At 62.1% G+C, this 22,897-nt stretch carries 23 protein-coding genes and 1 riboswitch; of the genes, 8 read left to right on the top strand and 15 right to left on the bottom strand.

All coding sequences use genetic code 11. From position 1 onward, the window contains the following. Positions 1–11 precede the first annotated feature (11 nt). The 9 genes from J5289_RS22820 to J5289_RS22780 all read right to left on the bottom strand — a co-directional run bounded on the left by J5289_RS22820 (position 12) and on the right by J5289_RS22780 (position 8,189). Positions 12–830 carry an urea amidolyase associated protein UAAP1 gene (locus J5289_RS22820; protein ID WP_209207193.1) on the bottom strand — a complete coding sequence of 273 codons (819 nt, stop codon included), beginning with the start codon at positions 828–830 and terminating at the stop codon, positions 12–14. A gap of 2 nt (positions 831–832) precedes the next feature. After that, a complete protein-coding gene (locus J5289_RS22815) occupies positions 833–1,660 on the bottom strand; it encodes an ABC transporter ATP-binding protein (RefSeq protein WP_142831365.1) in 828 nt (275 codons plus the stop codon). Then, positions 1,657–2,475, bottom strand: coding sequence for an ABC transporter permease (locus J5289_RS22810; protein ID WP_209207194.1), 819 nt, complete (start codon positions 2,473–2,475; stop codon positions 1,657–1,659). Before J5289_RS22810 ends, J5289_RS22815 begins: the two co-directional genes overlap by 4 nt. A gap of 62 nt (positions 2,476–2,537) precedes the next feature. Next, the gene (locus J5289_RS22805; RefSeq protein ID WP_209188004.1) at positions 2,538–3,611 is read right to left on the bottom strand and encodes a putative urea ABC transporter substrate-binding protein; all 1,074 of its coding nucleotides are present in this window, start codon (positions 3,609–3,611) and stop codon (positions 2,538–2,540) included. 73 nt (positions 3,612–3,684) lie between these two features. Next, positions 3,685–3,794, bottom strand: a riboswitch (guanidine-I (ykkC/yxkD leader). A 131-nt stretch (positions 3,795–3,925) separates the two neighbouring features. Further along, positions 3,926–4,912: a GTP-binding protein gene (locus J5289_RS22800; RefSeq protein ID WP_209188003.1), complete on the bottom strand. Its 987-nt coding sequence runs from the start codon at positions 4,910–4,912 to the stop codon at positions 3,926–3,928. After that, complete coding sequence (locus tag J5289_RS22795) at positions 4,905–5,237, bottom strand: hypothetical protein (protein WP_142831369.1); 333 nt, start codon at positions 5,235–5,237, stop codon at positions 4,905–4,907. The genes J5289_RS22800 and J5289_RS22795 overlap by 8 nt, the downstream gene beginning before the upstream one ends. Before the next feature lie 15 nt (positions 5,238–5,252). Continuing rightward, a complete protein-coding gene (locus J5289_RS22790) occupies positions 5,253–6,134 on the bottom strand; it encodes a polysaccharide deacetylase (protein ID WP_142831370.1) in 882 nt (293 codons plus the stop codon). Between the two features lie 82 nt (positions 6,135–6,216). Next, complete coding sequence (locus tag J5289_RS22785) at positions 6,217–6,939, bottom strand: response regulator transcription factor (protein WP_111221423.1); 723 nt, start codon at positions 6,937–6,939, stop codon at positions 6,217–6,219. Continuing rightward, entirely contained in the window at positions 6,936–8,189 is a 1,254-nt protein-coding gene (locus tag J5289_RS22780; protein ID WP_142831371.1) for a sensor histidine kinase, read from the bottom strand. Before J5289_RS22780 ends, J5289_RS22785 begins: the two co-directional genes overlap by 4 nt. Before the next feature lie 248 nt (positions 8,190–8,437). On the opposite strand from J5289_RS22780, the gene J5289_RS22775 reads away from it, so the two are divergent. The 5 genes from J5289_RS22775 to J5289_RS22755 all read left to right on the top strand — a co-directional run bounded on the left by J5289_RS22775 (position 8,438) and on the right by J5289_RS22755 (position 13,814). Further along, positions 8,438–9,454 carry an ABC transporter substrate-binding protein gene (locus tag J5289_RS22775; RefSeq protein WP_143123288.1) on the top strand — a complete coding sequence of 339 codons (1,017 nt, stop codon included), beginning with the start codon at positions 8,438–8,440 and terminating at the stop codon, positions 9,452–9,454. Positions 9,455–9,526: 72 nt separating this feature from the next. Beyond that, the gene (locus J5289_RS22770; protein ID WP_209207195.1) at positions 9,527–10,993 is read left to right on the top strand and encodes an ATP-binding cassette domain-containing protein; all 1,467 of its coding nucleotides are present in this window, start codon (positions 9,527–9,529) and stop codon (positions 10,991–10,993) included. Further along, on the top strand, positions 10,990–11,937 hold the full coding sequence (locus J5289_RS22765) for an ABC transporter permease (protein WP_142831374.1): 948 nt from the start codon (positions 10,990–10,992) through the stop codon (positions 11,935–11,937). Before J5289_RS22770 ends, J5289_RS22765 begins: the two co-directional genes overlap by 4 nt. Beyond that, the gene (locus J5289_RS22760) at positions 11,934–12,884 is read left to right on the top strand and encodes an ABC transporter permease (protein WP_142831375.1); all 951 of its coding nucleotides are present in this window, start codon (positions 11,934–11,936) and stop codon (positions 12,882–12,884) included. The genes J5289_RS22765 and J5289_RS22760 overlap by 4 nt, the downstream gene beginning before the upstream one ends. A 15-nt stretch (positions 12,885–12,899) precedes the next feature. Next, complete coding sequence (locus J5289_RS22755) at positions 12,900–13,814, top strand: SMP-30/gluconolactonase/LRE family protein (protein WP_209207196.1); 915 nt, start codon at positions 12,900–12,902, stop codon at positions 13,812–13,814. Between the two features lie 17 nt (positions 13,815–13,831). On the opposite strand, the gene guaD is transcribed toward J5289_RS22755, so the two are convergent. The 6 genes from guaD to J5289_RS22725 all read right to left on the bottom strand — a co-directional run bounded on the left by guaD (position 13,832) and on the right by J5289_RS22725 (position 20,936). After that, on the bottom strand, positions 13,832–15,202 hold the full coding sequence (guaD, locus tag J5289_RS22750; protein WP_209207197.1) for a guanine deaminase: 1,371 nt from the start codon (positions 15,200–15,202) through the stop codon (positions 13,832–13,834). Positions 15,203–15,212: 10 nt separating this feature from the next. Further along, complete coding sequence (locus J5289_RS22745; protein WP_209207198.1) at positions 15,213–16,064, bottom strand: aromatic ring-hydroxylating dioxygenase subunit alpha; 852 nt, start codon at positions 16,062–16,064, stop codon at positions 15,213–15,215. A gap of 109 nt (positions 16,065–16,173) precedes the next feature. Continuing rightward, positions 16,174–17,109, bottom strand: a complete 936-nt coding sequence (locus J5289_RS22740; protein WP_142831379.1) for an ABC transporter permease — start codon at positions 17,107–17,109, stop codon at positions 16,174–16,176. Positions 17,110–17,120: 11 nt separating this feature from the next. After that, positions 17,121–18,164, bottom strand: coding sequence for an ABC transporter permease (locus J5289_RS22735; RefSeq protein ID WP_209207199.1), 1,044 nt, complete (start codon positions 18,162–18,164; stop codon positions 17,121–17,123). A 1-nt stretch (position 18,165) separates the two neighbouring features. Continuing rightward, the gene (locus J5289_RS22730; protein WP_209207200.1) at positions 18,166–19,740 is read right to left on the bottom strand and encodes an ABC transporter ATP-binding protein; all 1,575 of its coding nucleotides are present in this window, start codon (positions 19,738–19,740) and stop codon (positions 18,166–18,168) included. Positions 19,741–19,814: 74 nt separating this feature from the next. Then, positions 19,815–20,936, bottom strand: coding sequence for a BMP family ABC transporter substrate-binding protein (locus tag J5289_RS22725; RefSeq protein ID WP_209187998.1), 1,122 nt, complete (start codon positions 20,934–20,936; stop codon positions 19,815–19,817). 385 nt (positions 20,937–21,321) lie between these two features. Here J5289_RS22725 and J5289_RS22720 point away from each other — a divergent pair, with 385 nt between their 5' ends. From J5289_RS22720 to J5289_RS22710, 3 genes are read left to right on the top strand one after another with little or no spacing between them, the layout of a single operon-like run. Next, positions 21,322–21,561 (top strand): hypothetical protein, encoded by a 240-nt coding sequence (locus J5289_RS22720; RefSeq protein ID WP_224128722.1) that lies wholly within the window; start codon positions 21,322–21,324, stop codon positions 21,559–21,561. A gap of 13 nt (positions 21,562–21,574) precedes the next feature. Beyond that, positions 21,575–22,237, top strand: a complete 663-nt coding sequence (locus J5289_RS22715; RefSeq protein WP_142831383.1) for a Rieske (2Fe-2S) protein — start codon at positions 21,575–21,577, stop codon at positions 22,235–22,237. Next, positions 22,237–22,869 carry a glutathione S-transferase family protein gene (locus J5289_RS22710; RefSeq protein ID WP_142831384.1) on the top strand — a complete coding sequence of 211 codons (633 nt, stop codon included), beginning with the start codon at positions 22,237–22,239 and terminating at the stop codon, positions 22,867–22,869. The genes J5289_RS22715 and J5289_RS22710 overlap by 1 nt, the downstream gene beginning before the upstream one ends. Positions 22,870–22,897: the final 28 nt, after the last annotated feature.

Below are 22,897 nucleotides of genomic sequence, written 5' to 3'. Positions count from 1 at the left end.
GTCGCGCTCCCTCAAGCCTGCATCATGGCGTTGTTCTCGAAGCCACGGATGGCCTCGGCAGTTGCCGTTCTTGCCAGATCCTCACCGGTCGGTGCGGGGGCGCGAAACCGGGTGATGGTCACGGGTGTGGGCGCATAGGTGGGGTTTGGGTCGAGCGGATGGGGGCAGTTGGAAAAGCCGACGAGAAGGTCCATTTCCGCCCGCAACTCGGCATAGTCGCCGCTGTTTGGAAGCTTCTTCTGCCAATGGACCCCCCCGTCCTCGTCGAGCCTGACCGGTGCGAACAGGTTCAGCATGCCGGGAATGTCGCGGCGCTGGAGGCCGAGCTTGCCAGCCAGCAGAACGAGGTTGTCTCTGGTGTTGCGTGTCTTGACGCCCGAATATTTCATCGCATTCGAGGCGGCGTTCGAGCCGCCCATCAGGCAATCATGGGTACCGGCGCTATCTTCGGTGATCGAAAACATCACACGGCCCATGTCGGAAAACAGCACGCGGCCTTTGCTAAGCGCCGTCGTCCACTGGATTTTGGCTGTGTCGACAAGGTTCAGGCGCTCGCTGGTGTCGGCAGCATTCCAGGCAACGAGGGCGACTGTCGACGTGCCCTCCTTCTGGTCGATCCTCAGCCCCTCACCACGCTTGAGCAACGTGGACCAGTACCATCCGCCCGGAATGACCTCCTGATGGATGATCGTGTTAGCGGGAATTTCCGGGGCCGGCACCGGGCTTGGCGCCGGCAGGGTCTTTGGCGCAAAGTCGAGGCCGCGGCGCTGGTGCTCTTCGTAGCGCGCCCGGTCTGCTGCTATCTCGTCAGTCGTGCGATGGATGTGCATGGCTATTTCTCCTCTGTCTCACGGATTGCCAGGTCGTCCTGGCGAGGGCCCAGAGAGGGAACCGGGCCGTCCCGGTCAGGGCTGGACGCTATCGATGATCCGGCGCGCCGCGGCGGCCAGATCGAGATGTCGTTGGTGATCGTCGCGCCGTAGCGGATTTTCTCCTCCGGCCGATCGCGCGGCCGCTCGAAGGCAATGACTCGCGTGGCGAGCGTGAAGGCCTCCCGCATGTCGTGGGTCACCATGACGACGGTCATCTGCGTCTCATGCCAGAGGCGCTTCATCAGCGTGTGGATTTCCGCGCGGATGCCGGGATCGAGCGCGCCGAAGGGCTCGTCGAGAAGCAGCACCTTCGGTGTCATGATCAGCGCCTGCGCAAGGGCGAGGCGTTGCTGCATGCCGCCGGACAGCTGGGCTGGATATTTGGTTTCCGATGTGGAAAGCCCGACTTCCGCGATCAGCGCCCGTGCCTCCTCTATCGCCCGCCGGCGCGAGGCGCCCCTGAGCTTTGCCGTGAGCGGCGAGGCGGTCATTTCCTTGCCGAGGAGCACGTTTCCGAGCACGGTTAGATGCGGGAAGACCGAATAGCGCTGGAAGACGACGCCGCGATCGCGTCCGGGTTCAGACGGCAGCGGCGTTCCATCCAGCAAGATGCGTCCGCGCGTCGGCTGCTCCTGTCCGAGCAGCATGCGCAGGAACGTGCTCTTGCCGCAGCCGGACGGGCCGACAAGGGCCACGAAGGCGCGCGGCTCGACCGTCAGCGAGACGTTCTCCAGGACGATCTGATCGCCGTATTCTTTCCAGACGTTTTCGATGACCAGTGCGCTCATCCCTGTTTCTCCAGTGCGGACCAGGGAAAGACGGCGATGCGGATCTGATCGAGCAGGACATTGGCGATGACGGCCAAAAGCGTGATCCACACGACATAGGGAAAGATCACGTCCATCGAGAGATAACGGCGCACCAGAAATATCCGGTAGCCGAGCCCGGCATCGGACGAAATCGCCTCGGCAGCGATGAGGAACAGCCAGGCCGGGCCGAGCTGCAGCCTGATGCTGATGATCAGGCGTGGCAGGATCTGCGGCAGCACGACGCGCAGGGCGATCTGCCAGGACGAGCCCCCGAGCGTCTCCGCCTTGACGATCTGCTCGCGGGGCAGCTCGAGCGCATGGAGGGCGAGGTCACGGATCATCGTCGGCGCGATCCCGATCACGATGAGGGCAATCTTCGACGTTTCGCCAAGCCCCAGCACAATAAATAGGATCGGAAGCAGCGCCAATGGCGGCACCATGGAGATGACGGCGACGAAGGGCGAAAGCAATGCGCGGAGATAAGGCAGCATGCCGATCGCCATGCCGATTGCCAGCGCAATCGCCGTCGCAATCCCCAGGCCGGCCAGAAGACGCTCAAGGCTTGCGGCGGTATCGCCCCAGAAGAGATAGTCGCCGGTGCGCGTATCCGGCAGAAAGGCGATCCGGTTTATCGCATCGGCAAATTGCGTAAGGCCGGGCAAGAGCTTGTCATTGGCATTCTCGGCGAGCCGCGCAACCGACCCTACGGTATAGGCGACCGCAAGCAGGGCGAATGGCAGCAGTGTCAATGCCAGCCGGGCACCCGGGCTGGGCTTGGTGTTGATCCATCGCAAGGCGTTGGCTCCGCGTTTCGAGTGGACGGGAGCGGCACGGGCGCGCCGCTCCTGCATGGCGGTCAGAGCGCGCCGTCGGCCGCGGCCTTCATGTAGGTTTCGGTGAAGCGGAGCTTGACGTTGCCCTTGTCGCCGAGCACCTTGCCGTCCGGCATTTCAATGCCGATAACATCGGCGGATGCCGCACCGCTGCCCAGCAGGCCCTTGGTGAAGAGGAAGTTGCGGACGAGATCCATGGTCTTCGGCAGGGTGGCCGAAGCCGTAAAGGTCACCGCGTCGGAAGGCTTGGAAAAGAGCTTGGTGGCGGAAAGTTGCGATTCGAAGCCCTTGAGATCGGTGCCGGACGCTGTTCCCATCGCGAGACGGGCTGCCTTTCCTTCGTCGCTTTCGGCCGTCATCAAGGCTGCCGTTTCGTACCAGATGCCAGCAAGAGCCTTGCCGAAATTCGGGTTTTCCTTCAGCACGGTGGAGTTGGCGACCATGAGATCCATGATCTCGCCCGGGATCTGCGAGCTGTCGAAAACCTTCTTGGCCGTCGGGTCTTCGAGAATGGTCGAGACCAGTGGGTTCCAGGTGACAACTGCCGAGACGTCGGCTGTCTTGTAGGCGGCAACCATATCGGCGTCGGAGGTGTTGACGACCTTGATGTCCGCTTCCGTCAGGTTGAGGCTCTGCAATGCGCGAGCCAGCAGATATTCGGAGACCGAGTACTGGACGAGATTGACGGGCTGCCCCTTGATGTCGGCGAGCTTGTCCTTGCTTTTGAGGATAACCGCGTCATTGCCGTTGGAGAAGTCGCCGACGATGACAGCCGTAGTGTCCACGCCGCCGGCGGCCGGGATCGACAGGCCGTCCATATTGGTGAGGGTGACCGCATCGAAGGCGCCTGCGGTGTACTGGTTCATCGATTCGACATAGTCGTTGAACTGCGTGACATCGATCTTGATGCGGTATTTGTCGGCCCATTTCTTGACAATGCCGTGATCTGCCGCATAGCCCCACGGCATCCAGCCGACATAGATCGACCAGGCGACCTTGAATTCTGTTTTCGGAGCGGCAGCCGCACCCTGTGCAAGGCCGATGGCCAGAGAGGCAGCCAAGGCCGCGACGGAAAATGCTTTCGAAATGCTCTGCATGACAATTCCCCTTTTGCTGTAACTCAAAAAGGGATTGGCACAGACTCACGCAGCCAATCCCTTGGCTAACGAGGTCTCCCGGGCTTTTCTCCCGCCGTGCACCCGGCGGGATTTCTCTCCCGACCGGTGGTAGCTCTCGGACCAGCACGCCATGATAGCGCCGGAACCCTAGCCACCAACTCTGAAATAAGACAAGCAAACCCCGTGCCAGTTTTTTGGGGTTGAAATCTCAGGGTTATTTGGATCAGCACTCAAAACTGCACACAGTATCGGTGGCAGATGACGATTATATGGGCAGGCGAGACGATCAGGCGTCAGCCGAGGGCATTGAAGGCTTGGAAGGATCGAACGATCAGAGAAGGGTCGATGCCGTCGACGATGAAGACAACGGCCGAATGACGGTCCTGCGAGGGCCAGGCCTGCATATGTGTTGGCGGATGCACGAGATACTGGACGCCGTGGATGGCGACGGGCCGGGGCTCGCCGGCGACATTGAGGATGCCTTTTACCCGGAGGATCCTGTCCCCATGGCGATTGAGCAGCATCGTCAGCCATATGCCGAAGGCGGTCCAATCGACTGCGGTCTCTGCCTTAAGAACGAAGGATTGGATCTTTCCCGTGTGGATCGAACCATCGCCGACCAGCGGCTCGTCGCAGCGGAACAGGCTCATCTCTCCGCTGGCATCATCGACCAGCAGACGTCGTAGATCGAGATCGTCACCAGCGCCGCGCAGGATCGTCGCATCCGGATTGAGCGCGCGGATGGCCGCAACCGCACTGTCTTCCTGTGACAGTGATGAAAGGTCGGTCTTGGTGAGCACGATACGGTCGGCAACCGACACTTGGCGCGCGAATTCCGCACGGCTGCGCTGCACAGTCGCGTTAACGGCATCGACCGTTGCGATGGTGGTCGCTGCCTTGAAGTGATGGCGCAGAACCGGGTCGGCCTTCAGAGTCGACAATACGGGAAAGGGATCGGCAAGGCCGGTGCTTTCGATGACGACGCGGTCGAAGGCGGGCACGAGACCCTCGTCTCGCTTGGCGTGGAGGTCGCGCAGTGCCTCGGCCAGTTCGCCGCGCACGGTGCAGCAGAGACAGCCCGATTGCAGCAGCACCATGGTCTCGTCGATCCGCTCGAGCAGGTGATGATCAAGGCCGATTTCGCCGAATTCGTTGATCAAAACGGCGGTGTTGGCCATGGCCGGATCCCCCAGCATACGGCGAAGCAGTGTGGTCTTGCCCGAGCCCAGAAAGCCGGTCAGGAGATTGACCGGTGTGAAGGCGGGGTAATCATCAGCCATTCGCCTCCGCCTCCAGCCTGTCGAGCAACGGTAGCGCCAGCGGATCGAGCGGCCTGCCCGCCAGCGTCTCGGCTGCCGGCCACAAATGGCCGAGATCCTCGATGATCTCGGTTTTGCCGGTCCGGGTGGACAGCAGAAACGATGTGCCCTGCCAGTCCGAGAGGGAAAGGCCGAAGGCCGCCAGCACGCGGTTGGCGATGCGCACGCGCGCCGCCCTTTCCCGCCGCCGATCGATGCGCTCGGTGTTGCGCGTGTAGACGCCGGGACGGGCAATGGCATCGGCCCAATGCTCGTTGCCCCCGAGAATGCCGCAAAGCGAGCACATCGATCTGTCCGCCTTCTAGGATTTGCGCGGAAAGCGGGCCGCGAAATCGTCGGCGATCTCGTTCATGGTGACGAATTTGACGCCGGGGTGCTTGCTCATATGGGCAAACAGGCGCTCCAGCATCATCAGCACCTGAGGGCGCCCGGCGACATCGGGGTGAATGGTGATCGGAAAGACCGCATAGTCCATCTCGCGGTAGACCCAGTCGAACTGGTCGCGCCACATTTGCTCGATGTCGTGCGGGTTGACGAAGCCGTGGCTGTTGGGCGACTTCTTGATGAACATCATCGGCGGCAGGTCGTCGAGATACCAGGAGGCGGGGATCTCGATGAGGTCGGTTTCCTGGCCGCGCTTCAATGGTACCATCCACTCCGACGGCTTCTTCGAGTAATCGATCTTCGTCCAGCTGTCGCCGACGCGGACGCGATAGGGTGTAAAGTCGTTGTGCATCAGGGAGTGGTCATACTTGATACCGCGCTCCAGCAGCAATTCGTTGGTGACGTTGGAGAATTCCCACCATGGTGCGACATAGCCGGTCGGTCGCTTGCCGGAGAGCTTGGTAACGAGATCGATGCAGTGGTCGAGCACCTCGACCTCCTGCTCGCGCGTCATGGCGATCGGATTTTCATGGGTGTAGCCGTGGATGCCGATCTCGTGGCCGGCATCCGCGACGGCCTTCATCTGCTCTGGAAAGGTTTCGATGGAATGGCCGGGAATGAACCAGGTCGTCTTGATGCCGAACCGGTCGAACAGCTTCACAAGCCGTGGGCTGCCAACTTCACCGGCGAAAAGCCCGCGCGAAATATCGTCCGGCGAATCCTCGCCCCCGTAGGAGCCGAGCCAGCCGGCGACCGCATCGACATCGATGCCGAAGCTGCAGAAAATTTCCTTTGCCATTTTATAACTCCTTGTCTTCAGACTTTTACGGCGCGAGGCCATCGGGAATTGCCAGTCGCTCAGATGTTCACTCCGGCGCGGCTCACAGGGAGGCAAGCCATTCGGAGAGTTCCGTCTCTGCGCGCTCCAGGGCACTGTAGTTCAACAATTTGCGCAACATTGCGACGGTCACCGCCCTGGCCCTCAGATTGAAGCGACCGTCCTCATGATCCTCGGCGGAATTTTGGTAAACCTCAAGCTTTTCGTAGAGTTGCTGCAGCCTGTTCTGGACGCTGCGCAGCGATAGGTTTCGCCGACGGGCGATCGTGCGGTCGGTCAGCCCCAAAGCTATGTCCACCAGGATCTCGTATTCCGTATCGCTGAACCCCTTTGCTTGGCCGAGGCTCTTCTGCTGCATGCCGCGAACCTCGCGGTCGATGACGCATTGCGCCTCGATGAAGATGCTGCGCAACGCCAGCCTCAGACGTTCGTCGGAGGCCGACTTGAGAACGTAGCCATAGGCGGCTCCATCCGGCACGATACGCGATACGCCGCGCACATAGGCCTCGTCGGAATAGTTCGACCAAAAGAGGATGCGCGTGTCCGGCCGCTCGTTCCAGATCGTTCGCGCGGCTTCGATGCCGTTGCGGTTGTTCATTTGCAGATCCATGACGACATGGGCGGATTTGTTTTCCCGCGCCAGCTTCTCGCCCTCCTTGCCGTTCTGCGCCTCCAGGATTGTTTCGCATTCCGGCAGGGAGGCGCCGATTGCCTCGTGGAGATAGGAGCGATGCAGGGGATCGTCCTCGACAATCAGAACTTTCATGCGTGCAGCCTCGATTTGCCGTCACGAGGGGACGGCTGTTCTGCGATGGGCAGGTGGATGGACACGACGGAGCCGCGGGCTTGGCGCCCGTCGCCGACGGAAAATCCAGCGGAAATCAGCTGCGCGCGCGTCTGCATATTGTCGATGCCGGCGCCACGGCGGCGGCCCGGCCTGTCGATACCGATGCCGTCATCGCGTACCTCGATGGAAATGCCGTCCGCCCGGCCCGTCAGCGTTACGGTGATGTGGTCGGCCTGCGCGTGACGCACAGCATTGTTGATGGCTTCCTGCACGATCCTGAACAGCGCTATGCTAACCGTCGGCTCCAGTCTGTCGATTACCCCGCCGGTGTTGTCGACGAGCTTTTGGGCTATTGACAACCCGCTATCCCGGATCGAACGATCCAGCTCGTTTTCGACTGCCTGCGCAAAACCGAACAGCTGCAGCACGGAGGGCTTGGCCTCCTCGATGATCTGGCGAAGGTCCTGCATGCAATGCTGCAGACTGCGGGCCAGCGGCTCCAGCGCCTCGCCGGAGATCTTCTGCTCGTGGGTCAACCTCTCCAGGCGCCGCGACAGTCGGGTCAGGTCCGCCAATGTCTGGTCGTGAAGATCCATGCCGATCCGCTGGCGCTCCAGTTCCAGCGCCTCGGTCAACTTGAGCGCGCCGAGCCGCAGGCCCTCTTCGCGGGCTCGCGCTTCCGCCTCGACGATCGCCCATTGCTGGGCCTGCTCGGCGGCGCGCAAGGCGAAGAAATAGGGCGACAGCAGGTCTGCGATCGACCGTGCATTGGCCACGTCGTCGAGGCCATAAAGTGCAACGGCGTGCGCCGAGCAGCTGAGCGCGCCGATCACGTCACCCTCGACCTTGAGCGGAACATGCAGGCGGCTGCGCAGGGCTTGGTCGAAGATTGGGCGCACGAAGGCACCGTCGAAGTTGAAGCGCGGATCGACGCAGGCATCGTCGGTCAGGAGGTAGCCGACCTCGCCCCAGAGAAGGCTGCGGATGGGGCTTCCCGACACCAGCGCCGGCGGGTTGTTGCCCCATGCGGTTTCAATGCCGGTCTCGTAGGCGGTGTGATACTTGCCGCCATGCATGATGATGCAGACGTCCAGATGATCGTGGGGAATGATATGGGAGATCTCCGCTGCCACCGCGCGAATGGCAGAGCGGAACTCCAGCTGTCCCGCCAGCACGCGGGAAATTCCGAGATAATGGTCGAGAAGCGCCGAGGGCGCCAACTTGAGCATGGTTCCTCCTCCAGCCGTTCCCTCCCAGGTCGCGGCTCAGTCCGTTCTGCCCAGTAAGCGCCAGGTGGTGGCACCCCGTCCTGCAGGATCCCGCAGCAATTACAGGAATTGCCGCAAATGCAATGCCGCATTGTTACTATACAACCCCGCCAATCTATAACATTCTGATGGGGTCGAGAGGAGGAACTCGACGTTTGACACAAACTATCCGCCCGGGAGGGGATTTCGGGTCAACAGGGAGAGAGACAATGAATTTCAGAAATCTGCTTCTGACGTCGGTAACGCTTGCCTGCGTGGCGCTGCCCGCAGCTGCCATGGCCGACACGTCCGCCAAGAAGATTGCGCTGTCCAACAATTACGCCGGAAACTCGTGGCGCCAGGCCATGCTGACCAGCTGGGAAAAGGTCACCGGCGAAGCCGTCAAGTCCGGCGTCGTCGCTGCCGCAGACCCATTCACCACGTCTGAAAACCAGGCGACCGAGCAGGCAGCCCAGATCCAGAACATGATCCTTCAGGGTTACAACGCCATCGTCATCGATGCGGCGTCGCCGACGGCGCTGAATGGCGCCATCAAGGAGGCCTGCGATGCCGGCATCGTCGTCGTCTCGTTCGACGGCATCGTGACCGAACCCTGTGCCTGGCGCATCGCCGTCGACTTCAAGGGCATGGGCGAAAGCCAGGTCGACTACCTCGCCAAGAAGATCCCCGCCGGTGGTAACCTGCTTGAGATCCGCGGCCTTGCCGGCGTCTCCGTCGACGATGAAATCTCCGCCGGTATCCATGCGGGCGTCGCCAAATTTCCGCAGTTCAAGATCGTCGGCTCGGTTCACGGCGACTGGGCGCAGGATGTTGCGCAGAAGGCCGTTGCCGGCATCCTGCCGAGCCTGCCGGAAGTGGCAGCCGTCGTGACACAGGGTGGCGACGGTTATGGCGCGGCCCAGGCCTTCGAGGCGGCAAAACGTCCCATCCCGACCATCGTCATGGGCAATCGCCAGGATGAACTCGTCTGGTGGAAGAAGCAGAAGGACGCCACCAAGTACGAAACCATGTCGGTGTCCATCGCTCCCGGCGTTTCGACGCTGGCCTTCTGGGTCGCGCAACAGATCCTCGACGGAAAGACCGTGAAGAAGGACCTGGTGGTGCCGTTCCTGACAATCAACCAGGACAATCTCGAGGCCAACCTTGCGACCACCCCCTCGGGGGGTGTCGCCAATGTCGAGTACTCGCTGGCCGATACGCAGAAAGTCATCGCCGACAGCAAGTAAAACCCATCCTCCCACCGCCTTGCGCCGCCCGATTGACCTCGGGCGGCCGGTCCTTCAGAGGGAGATCCAGTCATGGACGTGAAAACGCACGGCCCGGCCGTCGTTGAGGTGAGCGACGCCAAGGTGCATTTCGGCGCAGTCAAGGCGCTGGACGGCGTAACCATCCGTATTGCCGCCGGCGAATGCGTCGGCCTCGTCGGTCACAACGGCGCGGGGAAATCGACAATCGTCAACATCATCAACGGCGGGCTGACACTGCATTCCGGTAGCGTCAGTTGCGGTGGCGAGAAGATCGAGCGCTACGGTATCGCTGCCGCGCGAAGCCACGGCGTGCGATGCGTTTTCCAGGAATTGTCGCTTTGTCCCAACCTGACCGTCATCGAGAACACCCGCGTCATGCATCGCGGCTTGACCGGCTGGGGTTGGCGCAGGCGTGCCGCCGCCATCATCAGCCAGTCTCTGGATGCGATTTTCCCAGGCCATGGCATCAAGCCGGAAGCCACCATCGGCGACCTCTCGATTGCCGAACGGCAGATGGTCGAGATCGCCACGGCATTCTCCACTATCTCCACTCCGGTCAAGCTGGTGATCCTCGATGAGCCCACCTCGTCACTGGACGCAAGCCTTGCGGCGCAATTGCTCGCCTATGTGCGTGTCTTCGTGAAAAACGGCGGGTCGATCATCCTGATCTCCCATATCCTCGGTGAAATCCTGTCGGCAACCGACCGGGTCATCGTCATGAAGGACGGCAAGGTCGTCGCCGAGAAACCGTCCGCTGCATTCGATCATCACAGCCTGGTGGCCGTCATGGGCAGTGTCGTCAAGGCACGCGACGCCGCGCCGGCGCGCGCCCGGGCACACCAAGCCCCGCCTCTGCTGTCAGCTCCCCCACGCAAAGGCAAGGGATTGCCGTTCAGCGCGTTCCCGGGCGAACTCGTTGGACTGGCAGGGCTCGGGGGCCATGGACAGACGGATATCCTCCTCGAGCTTTATCTGGCGCGCACCGGCAACTGGATGCGGCGGCGCGATGCCGAGGTGACCTTCGTTGCCGGCGACCGCGCTCTCAACGGTGTCTTTCCGCTATGGAGCATTCTGAAGAACCTCACCATTGCCAATCTCAACGACCTGTCTCCGGGCGGAATGCTGCGAGACGCTAAGGAAGAGACGCTCGGCATGTCGTGGAAGGAAAGGATCGAGATCCGCACCAAGGACATGGACAATCGCATTCTGTCGCTCTCAGGCGGCAACCAGCAGAAGGTGCTTTTCGCCCGCGCGCTGGCAACGACTGCGCCCGTCGTGCTCATGGACGATCCGATGCGCGGTGTCGATGTCGGCACCAAGCAGGAAGTCTACGCCATCATCAGGGCTGAAGCGGCCAAGGGACGGACCTTCGTGTGGTATTCGACGGAGATGGAAGAGGTCAGTCTTTGCGACCGCGTTTTCGTTTTTAACAAAGGCGTCATCGTCCGCGAACTCGTCGGCCCCGAAGTGACCGAGGAAAACATTCTATCAGCCTCCTTCACGGGAGTGGCGGCATGAAGCTTCGCCTGTCTTCGGATACCATCCGCCTCGTCATTCCCGCCCTGTCGCTGACAATCCTGCTCATTTCAGTCTTCTATCTGCAGCCACGTGCGATGAGCTACATCGGCCTGAACCTGCTGTTCAATCTGGCGGTTCCGATTGCACTCGCGACAATCGCCCAGATGCTGGTCATGACCGTCAACGATCTCGATCTCTCCATGGGCTCGTTCGTCAGCTTCATCGCCTGCGTCACGGCGACCTTCCTGCAATCCGATCCGGCACTGGGCATCGCCATTCTGCTGGCCGCCGTCGCTGTCTATGCCGGTCTCGGCGTGCTCATCCACATCCGCGACCTGCCATCCATCGTCGTCACGCTCGGCATGAGCTTCGTCTGGAGCGGACTGGCCATCCTGCTGCTGCCGGCACCGGGAGGGCATGCGCCGGACTGGGCGAGGGCGGTTATGACGTCAAAGCCGCCGCTGGTGCCGATGGCCATCGTCGCCAGCGTCATCATCGCGCTGTTCTCGCATTTCCTCATTATGCGCTCCTCGTTCGGCGTCATCCTGCGCGGCGTCGGCGGCAACGCACGTTCTGTCGAGCGCGCCGGCTGGTCGATCCTAGCGGCAAGGGCAGCGACCTATGCGCTGGCCGCCTTTTTCGCCATTCTGGCCGGAATTGCCCTTGTCGGCCTGACGACGTCGGCCGATGCCAACATTGCGTTGCGCTACACGCTGTTGTCGATTGCCGGTGTCATCCTCGGCGGCGGCGAGTTCGTCGGCGGCCGCGTTTCGCCCATCGGTGCAGTCATCGGCGCGCTGACCTTGACACTTGCGGGCTCGTTCCTGTCGTTCCTGCGCATTTCGTCGGATTGGCAGATCGGCGCGCAGGGGGCGATCCTTATCGTCGTGCTCGGGCTGCGACTGCTGCTCAACCGCATGGAAAAAAGGGAGAAGCGCGCATGACAATCCTCACCTCGCTCATGCGCAAGCCATGGATCTGGTCCTTCGTCGCTGCCTTCGTCGTCTGGTTCGTCACCATCCTGTTTACCGGCGGCGCCAGCACATTGGGTCTCAGCCAGGCAGCGCTGACCTTCGCCGCGTTCTCGATCGTGGTCGGCGTCGGTCAGATGTTCGTCATCACCCTCGGCCCGGGCAATATCGATCTGTGCGTGCCCGCAACGATGACGCTGTCGGGCACAGTCGCGCTGAAATTCATGGCGGGCGAAAACGCGCTGATCGCCATGGGCCTGCTGGTGGCTGTCGCCGTCGGCCTAGCAGTGGGGCTCGGCAATTACGCGCTGATCAAGCTCCTAAGGATCCCGCCAATCATCGCCACCCTGTCAATGAGCTTCATCGTGCAGTCGACCGCCATCTGGACGAACCGCGGCCTGCGGATCAAACCGCCGGAGGCGCTGGCAAGCTTTTCGACAGGAACGACGCTGGGCCTGCCGAACGTCGCGCTCCTCGCGCTCGTTCTATCGCTCCTCGCTTATGTGCTGCTGCAAAGAACCGTTTATGGGCGCTGGGCCGCCGCAATCGGCCAGAGCATCAATGCTGCGCGCATGGCCGGCATACCGGTCGATGGCGTCCGGCTGACAACCTACGTGCTCTGTGCCGTGCTCGCCGCCGTCTGCGGCTATCTGCTGGCGAGCTTCTCCGGCGGTGCCGCGCTCAACATGGGCCAGGAATATCTTTTGATGTCGATTGCCGTCGTCGTCATTGGCGGCACGGCGGTTGCCGGTGGGGACAGCAATGTCGCCGGCATATGGGGCGCGTCGCTGTTCATGTTCCTCGTCGTCTCCATGCTCAACACCTACGGCTTTGGCGCGGGCATCCGCCTCGTCATGACCGGTCTCATCATCATCGGCGTCATCGTCGTCGCCGGTGGACGCAGTCTTCGAAATCACTGAACGCGGAATATCCTCATGACCGACGCATCCCCATTCGAAGTTCACGACCCACGCTTTACGGCGCTGTTTGTCGGCAGTGCCCGGCTGGAAGAGCTCTACAGTGGTTGCCGCTGGGCGGAAGGCCCGGTCTGGTTCGACGATGCGCAACATCTTCTGTGGAGCGATATTCCGAACCAGAAGATGATGCGCTGGGTGCCGGATGGCGGCGTCTCGGTTTTCCGTCACGCTTCGAACTTCAGCAACGGAAATACGCGCGACCGAGAGGGCCGGCTGATCTCCTGCGAGCACGGCACACGCCGCGTCACTCGCACGGAGGTGGATGGCTGCATCACTGTTCTTGCCCACAGCTTCGAAGGCAGACGCCTGAACTCCCCCAACGATGTGATCGTCCGCTCGGACGGGACGATCTGGTTCACCGACCCGACCTACGGGATCCTGTCGGACTACGAGGGCTACAAGTCCGATCCAGAGCAGGGCCAGCGCAACGTCTTTCGGCTGGATCCCGAAACCAGCGATCTCACCGCTGTCGTCAGCGACTTCCTGCAGCCAAATGGGCTCGCCTTTTCGCCGGATGAGACAAAGCTCTACATTGCCGATAGCGGGGCCAGCCACGAGCCGTCAGCGCCACGCCACATCCGGGTCTTCGACGTCGTCGACGGCCGCAGCCTTGCGAACCCGAAGGTGTTCTGCCACATCGATGCAGGCATACCGGATGGCATCCGGTTCGATAACCAGGGCAACCTTTGGTCGAGTGCTGCGGACGGTGTGCATTGCTTCTCGCCAGAGGGTGTCTTGTTCGGCAAGATCAAGGTGCCGCAAACCGTTGCCAACCTCACCTTCGGCGGACCACGCCGCAACCGCCTCTTCATAACAGCGACGACCTCTGTCTACGCCGTCTATCTCACGACAGACGGCGCGCAGCGCCCGTAGGGCGAGCCGCTGGCTGATCACCCAGCGGTCAGCCTGTCCAACCCGTCGACCCACACGGCCGAGACGTTTGCCCGTGAGGCCGTGTAGATGATCTTCTGGAGGATCTGCTCACCGTGGTCGAACTCGTCCCAAAGGCGCACCGTCCCGCCTTCGGCCTCGACATCGATGACGACGGCGTCGAATTTGTAGCCGGGCGTGAACTGGCCGATGGGCAGGTCGAGGGCCACCCCACCCCCTGTGGTCGCGATGTAGAATGCATCGCGAAAATCGATCTGTGCGGGACCGAAGGTCGATCGGACACCCGCAGCCAGTGTCGGATCCACACCGCTCTGCAACATGCGCGAGGCAAGGACGGCGCCTCGGCAATTTTCAAGCATCGACGCGCTCGGACCGCCGGAAATATCGGTGCCCAAGCCAACATGAACGCCTTTTTCGAGCGCTGCCAGGAGTGGGAAGACGGCGTTGGCGAAATAGGCGTTGGACAGAGGGCAATGGGCGATGGCGGCCTTGCGGACGCGGATTGTTTCGATGTCGTCGGCCGTCAGGAAATTGGCATGGGCGAGAACCGTCTTGCGCCCGAGCAGGCCGAACCGGTCGAGCATGTCGGTGTCGGTAGACCCGTAGCGGTCGAGCACGTAGCCATGCGCCCAGTCGCTCTCCGAACAATGGGTCTGGACATGGCAACTGCATTCACTGGCGATGGCACCGAGCCCCTCGAGCGTCGCATCCGTGCAGGACGGAATGAAGCGTGGCGTCACCACCGGCAGAACGCGATCGGCGCCATTGTCCGGATGGCTGCGGATATGGTCCACCAGCGCCCGCGTGCCCTCCAAAGCCGCCTCGGTCGATGCGTCGCGATAATAGTCCGGGCACTCGTCGGCATTGTCCATTGCGACTTTGCCGATCAATGCCCGCTGGCCTTTCTCGAGGCAGAGATCCACCAGCAGGCGCGTCGCCTCCTGGTGGACTGTCGCGAAATAGAGGGCGGTGGTCGTGCCGTTCGCCAGCAGGTCGTCGACCAGCAGTCCGTAGCTACGCCTTGCGAAGGCCAGGTTCTGGTAGCGGGCCTCGAGCGGGAAGGTATAGGTCTGCAACCAGACCTCGAGCGGCACGTCGAGCGCGCTTCCCAGTTGCGGGTATTGCGGCGCATGTACGTGCAGGTCGACGAAGCCCGGCAGGAGGTAGGCGGTGCGGGAAAGGGTGACGAGCCGCCCGTCGGTCTCGCGGACCCGGCGAATTTCGTCATAACTGGGTTCGCCTGGCCGGACTATGGCTTCGATCCGGCCGTCACCGTCGATGTCGATCAAGACGTCCTGCAGGATATCGATGGTGCCGCGTTCCGGCGTGTGAAAGCCGCTGGCGCTCAGTGTCCGGTTGCAAAGATCCATGGGGTATCCGCTACGCTGCCATCGCGGAAGTGCCGTAGGTGATGCCCTTCTCCTTCAGCCAGCGACGATAGGCGATGGAGCTGGCATCGGCCCGCGTCGGGATCTCCGAGCGCGCCTCCATCGGCAACAGCACCGGGCGCTGGTTTTCGAGAATGATGCGGTCCTGCAGGAAGATCAGCTGCTGGAAATGCACCAGCTCGGTGGTCGTCGAGACATTGTCGATTAGGAACATGACGGGATGGGCGCGGCAGCGGCCGGGATCGAGCGGCTGGACAAACAGGCATATGACATCCCATCGGTTGGCCGCGTTCGGGCATGTCTTGTAGAGCAGCGTCGCAAACGGGGTCATGACGCGGTAGATATAGTCGGTCATGATGCCGCCAGTAGCGGATAGGGCGGCCTGCGGCTGGAAGAATTGGCAGTTCGTTGCCCAGACCTCGTCGACATCCCGGCGGATCTCGGCATTGTAGTGCATGACTTCGGTGTGGGGCTCGGCGCCCAGAATGTCGGTGTGCACGAACGGAAAATGCGCCATGTCGAGAAAGTTCTCGACAATCCGTAGCCCGGATGCGCGAACCATCACGGAACCGCAGTTGACGACACGACGGTCTTCCTCGTCAGCCTCCGGCAGCGCAAAGAGGCCGCCGGCCGGTTGCCCCAACGTCGTCCAGACAAGGCCGAAGCGTTTGATGATCTGAAGAGCACCCTCTTCTGCCGTAACCGCGATTGAACCGTCCGTCTCTCTCGTTACCACAAGATCGCTGCCAAGCAGGCGGCTCGACGATGACCCGAAGGGAATCTCCGTCTCCGTATCGAGCGGATACCATTGATCAAGGGCTGCCTGGTCCGAACATCTGCTCATGGAGCGCTCCCGTTTCTCGATCGACTGCCTGCCGCCTCATCTTGATGATCTCCGTGCCATTGGTCCATCGCTAAATCGACAAATACCCGCGTGGCGCATGCCTCCTGCATCAGCGCACATCCCTGTAATAGGGCACGCCGATAGCCGCCGGTGCCGCCATGATCCGGCGCATCCGCTGCCAGGTGAGCACCGGCACGATGATGAAGGCCATGGTGCCGAGATAGGGCAGCATCGACAGAAAGGCCGGCGCAATCGGCCAGCCACGCGCCTGGCCGACGAAGCCGAGTGCCGTGATGAAGCCGAACAGGAGCCCGGACAGGACGGCTGGGATCGGCCGGTAGCCGGCAAAGATTACCAGTGCGACGGCAATCCAGCCGCGACCGGCGACGACGCCATCTGACCACGAGGGCACGAAGGTCAGCGTCAGATAGGCACCGGAACCGGCCGCCAGTGCAGAGCCGGCCGTCACGTAGACGAAGCGGATGAGATTGACGGAAATGCCCGCAGCATCTGCCGCAGCCGGATTTTCGCCGACAGCCCGCATGTTGAGGCCGTGGCGGGTCCGGAACATAAGGTAGCTGAGCCCGACCGGCAGGATGATATAGATGAGATAGACGAGGATGTTCTGCGAAAAGAAGGCCTTCCCGAAGATCGGGATGCTACTGAGAAGCGGTACCTCGATACCGGCAAACACCGCACGGGCGGGCATGCCGGAATAGGCGCGGCCGATCGTGGAGGCGAGACCATTGCCCATCAGTGTCAAGGCAAGGCCGCAGAGCACCTGATTTGCCCTGAGGATCACAGTGGCAAACGCGAACATCATGCCGAAGACAGCGCCGACGCCGAGCGCCGCGAGAAAACCGACCGTTGGCGACGGGAATGACGCGACGGTGGCAATTGCCGTCAGCGCCCCCATGGCCATCAGGCCTTCGACACCGAGATTGACGACGCCGACGCGTTCCGCCAGCACCTCGCCGAGGGCGGCTAGCGCCAGCACGCCGCCGGCAAGAAACGCCGTGGTGAAAAGCCCGGTCAGAAGGTCCATGCTCTGTCTCCTCAAGCCTTGTCGCGGGCGATGCGGTGATGGGCGAGTTCGTCGCCGATCGCGGTCAGAAACAGGATCAATCCGGTGATTGCCAGCACGGTCGACGTCGTCAGCCCCTGCGTCTGCAGGATGATTCCGGAATTGAGGATGAAGGCCATCAGCGCTGCGGAAAAAATGACGCCGATGGCCGAACTGCGGGCGAGAACCGCGACCATGATACCGAGATAGCCGTAATTGTTGGAGATGCCGCCTTGCAGGCGATGAACCGTGCCAGCGATCTCCAACATGCCGGCGAGACCGGCGATGGCACCGGAGAGCAGCATGACGGTAATCAGGTGCCTGCGGACCGGCATGCCCGCATAGCGCGCCGCCGATGGGTTCGAGCCGACGAGGCGCACTTCATAGCCCCAGCGCGAGAACGCCAGCAAGGCCGCGACGGCCAGCGCGACGATCACGGCAATCGGCAGGCCCCAGTGGACTGAGCCCCAGAAGTCCGGGATTTCAGCGGAAAGTCGTTTGGTGGCGGAATTCGCCATCTTGTCGCGCCAGGCGTTCGTCGAGACATAGTAGACGAGCAGGATCGCGACGAAATTGAGCAGTAGCGTCGTGATCAGCTCGTTGACACCGGCATAGGCGCGCGCAAGCGTCGGCACGAGGATCCAGGCGGCGCCGCCGACAAGTCCGGCGACGAACATCATCGGCAGGATGATGACCGGCGGTCCTGGCACGAAGAGACCGACAGCGGCGGCACCGAAGGCCCCCGCGTAGAACTGGCCTTCCGCCCCGATATTCCAGGCGCCGATCTGCTGAGCGACAGCGACCGACAGCCCGGTGAGGATCAGGGGAATGAGCAGCAGCGCCAGATCCTCCAATCCAAAACTCGATCCGAAGCTGGCGCTCAGCACCTGCAGGCCGAGATTGAGAGGATCGGCCCCGGTGAGCGACAGGACGATACCGGCAAAGACGAGGGCAATGACAATGGCTGCGGCGCGCGCCGCAAAGGCTATGACGGGCGACGCGGACGGCAGACGCTGAAGGCGAAGTGATGCAGCCATCTCAGGCGGCCTCGTGGGTTGGTGCGCGGCCGCCCATGAGCAGGCCGATCTCGTCGAGGTCGGCGTTGTCGGTATCGACGATGCCCATGATCCGGCCTTCATAGAGAACGGCGATCCGGTCTGAGACGTTCAACAGTTCCTCAAGTTCTTCGGAAATGAGGATGATACCGGCGCCGGCGTCGCGCAGCTCGACGATATAGCGCAGCATCGTGTTGATGGCGCCGACGTCAAGGCCGCGGCTGGGATAGGCGGCCACTAGCACGCGGTGGGCGATCCGCATTTCGCGACGCGCCACCAGCCGCTGCTGGTTGCCGCCCGACAGGTTGCGGACCGGCATGGCGAAATCCGGAATGGCCACCTCGGCAGCGGCGGCAATTTCCTTGGCCAGTGCCGCTGCCGAGGCCGGGCGGTAGATGCCTCCTGCCGAGATCCGCGGTGTCTTGTATTCGCGCATGACGGCATTGACGGTGATGCTCAGCGCCGGCGCCAGGCCGCTGTGCAGTCGGTCTTCCGGAATGTGGCCGATGCCGCTATCTGCAAAAAATGCCGCATTGCCATTCTCCACCGTGCTGCCATCGATCAGGATGCGGCCTGCGCTGAGCGGGCGAATGCCTGTCAGCACCTGGCTAAACTCGCGCTGCCCATTGCCAGCGACGCCCGCAATGCCGACGATCTCGCCGGCCCGGACGTCGAGCGAGACATCGAACAATGCCTGATTGCCGTTGTCGCCCGAAGCCGAGACGTGCTCAAGGCTGAGCGCCGGTGTCGCCGACATGGCAGCCGCGGTCGGCGAGCGCTGGCGCATGTCGGCAAGCACGATATCGCGACCGACCATGAGCTTTGCAAGCATGCGCGGATTGCACTCGGCCGCCTCGACCGTCGCCATCTTGCGGCCGCCGCGCAGGATGCTGATGCGATCGGAGATTTCCAGCACCTCGTCGAGCTTATGGCTGATGAAGATGACGGCATTGCCGCTGGCGACGAAGTTGCGCAAGGCCTTGAAGAGCTCGCGGGCTTCGGCAGGAGTCAGCACGGCCGTCGGCTCGTCGAGGATCAGCACGCGCGCCTGGCGGGCAAGCACGCGCAGGATTTCGACGCGCTGCTGCTCACCCGTCGACAGGTCGCTCACCCGCGCGCCCGGTCGGGTCTGGAGATTGAATTTTTCGGCAAGCGCCTCAGTCCGGGCTTCCAGAACAGGCGCCGAGGCACGGCGGGGTGTCTCAGACCAGCCGAGATGGATGTTTTCGGCAACAGTGAACGCCTGCACGAGCTTGAAATGCTGATGCACCATGCCGATGCCCGCAGCGATGGCCTGCAGCGGGGTGGCGAACTGCTTGGCGTAGCCGTCGATAATAATTTCGCCCGCGTCTGGCTGGTAGATACCGGTCAGGATGTTCATCAGGGTCGACTTGCCGGCGCCGTTTTCGCCCAAGAGGGCGTGGATCTCACCGGGCATGACATCGAGGTCGACATTCTCGTTGGCGACGACGCCTGGAAAATACTTGGCGATACCCTTCAGCTGGACCAAAGGCGGCGCACCGGCAGGAGCTTTGAAACGGATCGCGTTTTCAGTCATCAATTATGCACCGGAAGGGAAGCAGCGAACCCGGCCGCAAGGCCGGGTCCCGGATTGGCGGTCGTCGACCGGGATCAGCCGGAAAGGCCCGAGACGCCCTCGACCGACCAGTCCCAGTTGTAGAGTTCCAGGTCGGTCATCGTCTGGCCGGCAGCAACCCGTACCTTTCCGCTTGCATCCTTGATCTCTCCGGTAAACGGCGACCAGCCGCCAACCATCTTCTGGCGGACTGCGTCGGCCGCCGCCGCGACGTCGGTCGGAACCTTTTCGCCCCATTTGTCGCGATCGACGCCAGCACCCATAGCAAACAGCTGCTCGGTCGGCGTCCAGGTGCCGGCGAGACGCTTGCCGACCTGGTCGACATAGAATTTGGTGAAGTCGATCAGCACGGACGAGACATAGGAGTTCGGGCCGTAGCGGCGGATGTCGGTGTTCCACATCGCCGCCCAGACGCCACGCTTTTCCGCGACCTGGAGATATCCGGCTTCGTCCATGATGCCGAAGAGGAAGTCGCAGCCGTTGTCGATCAATGCCGTGCCGGCCTGCGTCGCTGCCTGCGGGTCGAACCACGAGTTGATGACGATGGTCTGCAACACGGCGTTCGGGTTGACGCTGCGAGCGCCCATCAGGAACGCGTTGGTCGATGCATAGACGGAAGCGACCGGGAAAGAGGCGATGTAGCCGAGCTTGCCGGTTTTAGACAGATGGCCGGCGGCCACACCGATCACATAAGTCGGATACCAGTGAGCGAGGTAATACCAGCCGAGATTGTCCATCGTCACGCGGCCGTCGCATTCCATGAAGGCGACGTCGGTGGCGCGCTTGACCACCTCATGCAGGAAATCGCCGTTGGACGACGTATCGAAGATGATGTTGGCGCCCTCGCTGACGAACTGGCGATAGGTGCGTGTGGCGTCGGCCGAGTAGGGAATGTTCTCGACCTCGAGAACCTTCTTGAGTTTGGGATAGGCCTTCTTGACGGCCAGCAGACCCTGATGGTGGGACCAGGTCCATCCCTCGTCGGAGATCGGGCCGACATGGCCGAAACCGACGACAGCGTCTTCTTCCTTGATCGGGGGAAATGCCGAGGCGGCCAATGCCTGGCGGGCAAAGCCTGTCGGCAGCATCACCGAGGCGGCGCCAGCGGCACTCATGTTCAAAAATCCGCGCCTTGAAAGCGTACGCAAGTCCAGCATGGTATCCCCCTTTATAGCCGGCTTCGGCCAGCGTTGATTTATGCGACGCAACAACTGTGCCAGATGACGAGGACCAATTTCCCGGTCGAAAACGGCTCTGGAGCGGCGTAGATCTGCGCGGTTTCGTCCATCTCAAGCTTGCAAGAAGCTATCGGCAATCACAGTGTCAGACGGCATTTGTTCGGAATAGTGCCAATTTTTCGAAGGCACTCAGGCGCAAAAGGCAACAACTCCGTCACCAAACTGGCTTGAACTCTCCGGCAAAAACCGGATAGGATGCACAAAACTAAGGCGCGATTAAAATTTATGCAAAACGGGTCATTTTCATGCAGGTCAAGGCTACTGGGAGACCGCAGAACGGCACTTGCCCGAGCGAGGTTGAGCGATGATCGAAGCGGCTAGCTTTACCTTTCGCGGTCAGATGATCTGCGACAGCTTCACGGAGTTTGCCACGCATCGCGCCCGCAAGCTGGATCTGCAAATCGACTTCGGCGCCTGCGACAGTGCAGCTGCCAGCCTTTCGGTGCGCGGTCATGGCGATCTCGTCGATGCGTTCGAGATGGCCTGCAGCCTGGGCCCTTACGATTGTATCATCCTGGATATCGAGCGGCGTGCTGCGGCATGAAGAGGAGCGGATCATGAGACTGGAAGCAGGGTGGGTGCCGGTCGGGCTTTCGTCCTCGATCGAGCCCGGAACCTCGGCGGGTGCCGTCGTCGACGAGCAGGAGATCGTCGTCTGGCGCGACAGCAGCGGCATCGTCCATGTCTGGGAGGATCGCTGTCCGCATCGCGGCATGCGGATGAGCTTCGGCTTCGTGCGCGGCGACCATATTGCCTGCCTCTACCACGGCTGGCAGTATGATGCTGCCGGTCAGTGCCGCTACATCCCGGCCCATCCTGCGCTGGACGTGCCTTCGACGATCAAGGTGCCGACATATCTTGCGCGGGAGGACTACGGGATCATCTGGGCGACGGCATCCAGCGAGGCCGTTTTGCCAGATGCCGTGGGTGCCGCAGAATTCGCGCCCGTCCGCAGCCTCTATGTCGATTGTCCGATCAGCGATGTGCTCGCGGCGCTCGATCAGGCAGGAATGAAACATCTGGATGCCAACACCGGACTGCTGGCGGCGGATGGCGACCGGCTGCTCATGGCCGTCCAGCAAGTCTCCCCCGACAAGACCGCCATTCACGGTGTCATTCTCGGCCCTCATTCCCCGCAGGCAAGCGGCAGGCAGGCGCACCACGCCCGCCTGATGGAAAAGATGCGGTTCGAACTCGAGCAAACGGCGGAGATGGCCTGATGCCGGAAATCACCCTCTACGGCTACGAACTCGACGAAAACAGCTACCGCGCTCGCCTTTTGCTATCCATGCTCGGGCTGGATTGGCAGACCGTGGCCATCGACATGTTTCCGGGGCAGGAGCACGGGAAGCCGGCCATGCTGGCTCTCAATCCGCTCGGGACGCTTCCCGTCGTCAAGGATGGCGATCTCGTCGTTTACGGCATGGCGCCCGTTCTTCTTTATCTTGCCCGGGCGCACGACGCGGCGCAACAGTGGCTGCCGCACGACCCGAAGGCCTTCGCCGACGTCGTCCGATGGGTCGGCTTTGGCGACACTGCCCTTGGCCCGGCGGTGGCGGCCCGGCTGCAGGCGCTGTTCGATACGCCCGGTGACGAAACAACGCTTCGCGCCTCGGCCCGCAAAGCCTTCCGGATCATGGACGACCACATGACAATCCGCCATTTCGATGGGCTGGAGTGGTTTTGCGGCAGCGGTCCGACGCTTGGCGACCTCATGCTTTTCCCATCCTTCGCCCTCAGCCGCGATTTCGGCATCGATCACGCGGAGTTCCCGGCGCTGCGACGCTGGATCCGGCATTTCCGCTCGCTCAAGGGCTTCCTGACCATGCCCGGCATTCCCGATTATCACTGAGAGCGGAAAGGCGCGGCTTATGGGCATG

The sequence above is a fragment of the Rhizobium sp. B230/85 genome (assembly GCF_019355735.1).
GTDB classification, from domain to species: Bacteria; Pseudomonadota; Alphaproteobacteria; order Rhizobiales; family Rhizobiaceae; genus Rhizobium; species Rhizobium rhododendri.
Note: the sequence above shows the minus strand (reverse complement) of the source record. Positions and strands in the feature narration are given on the sequence as shown.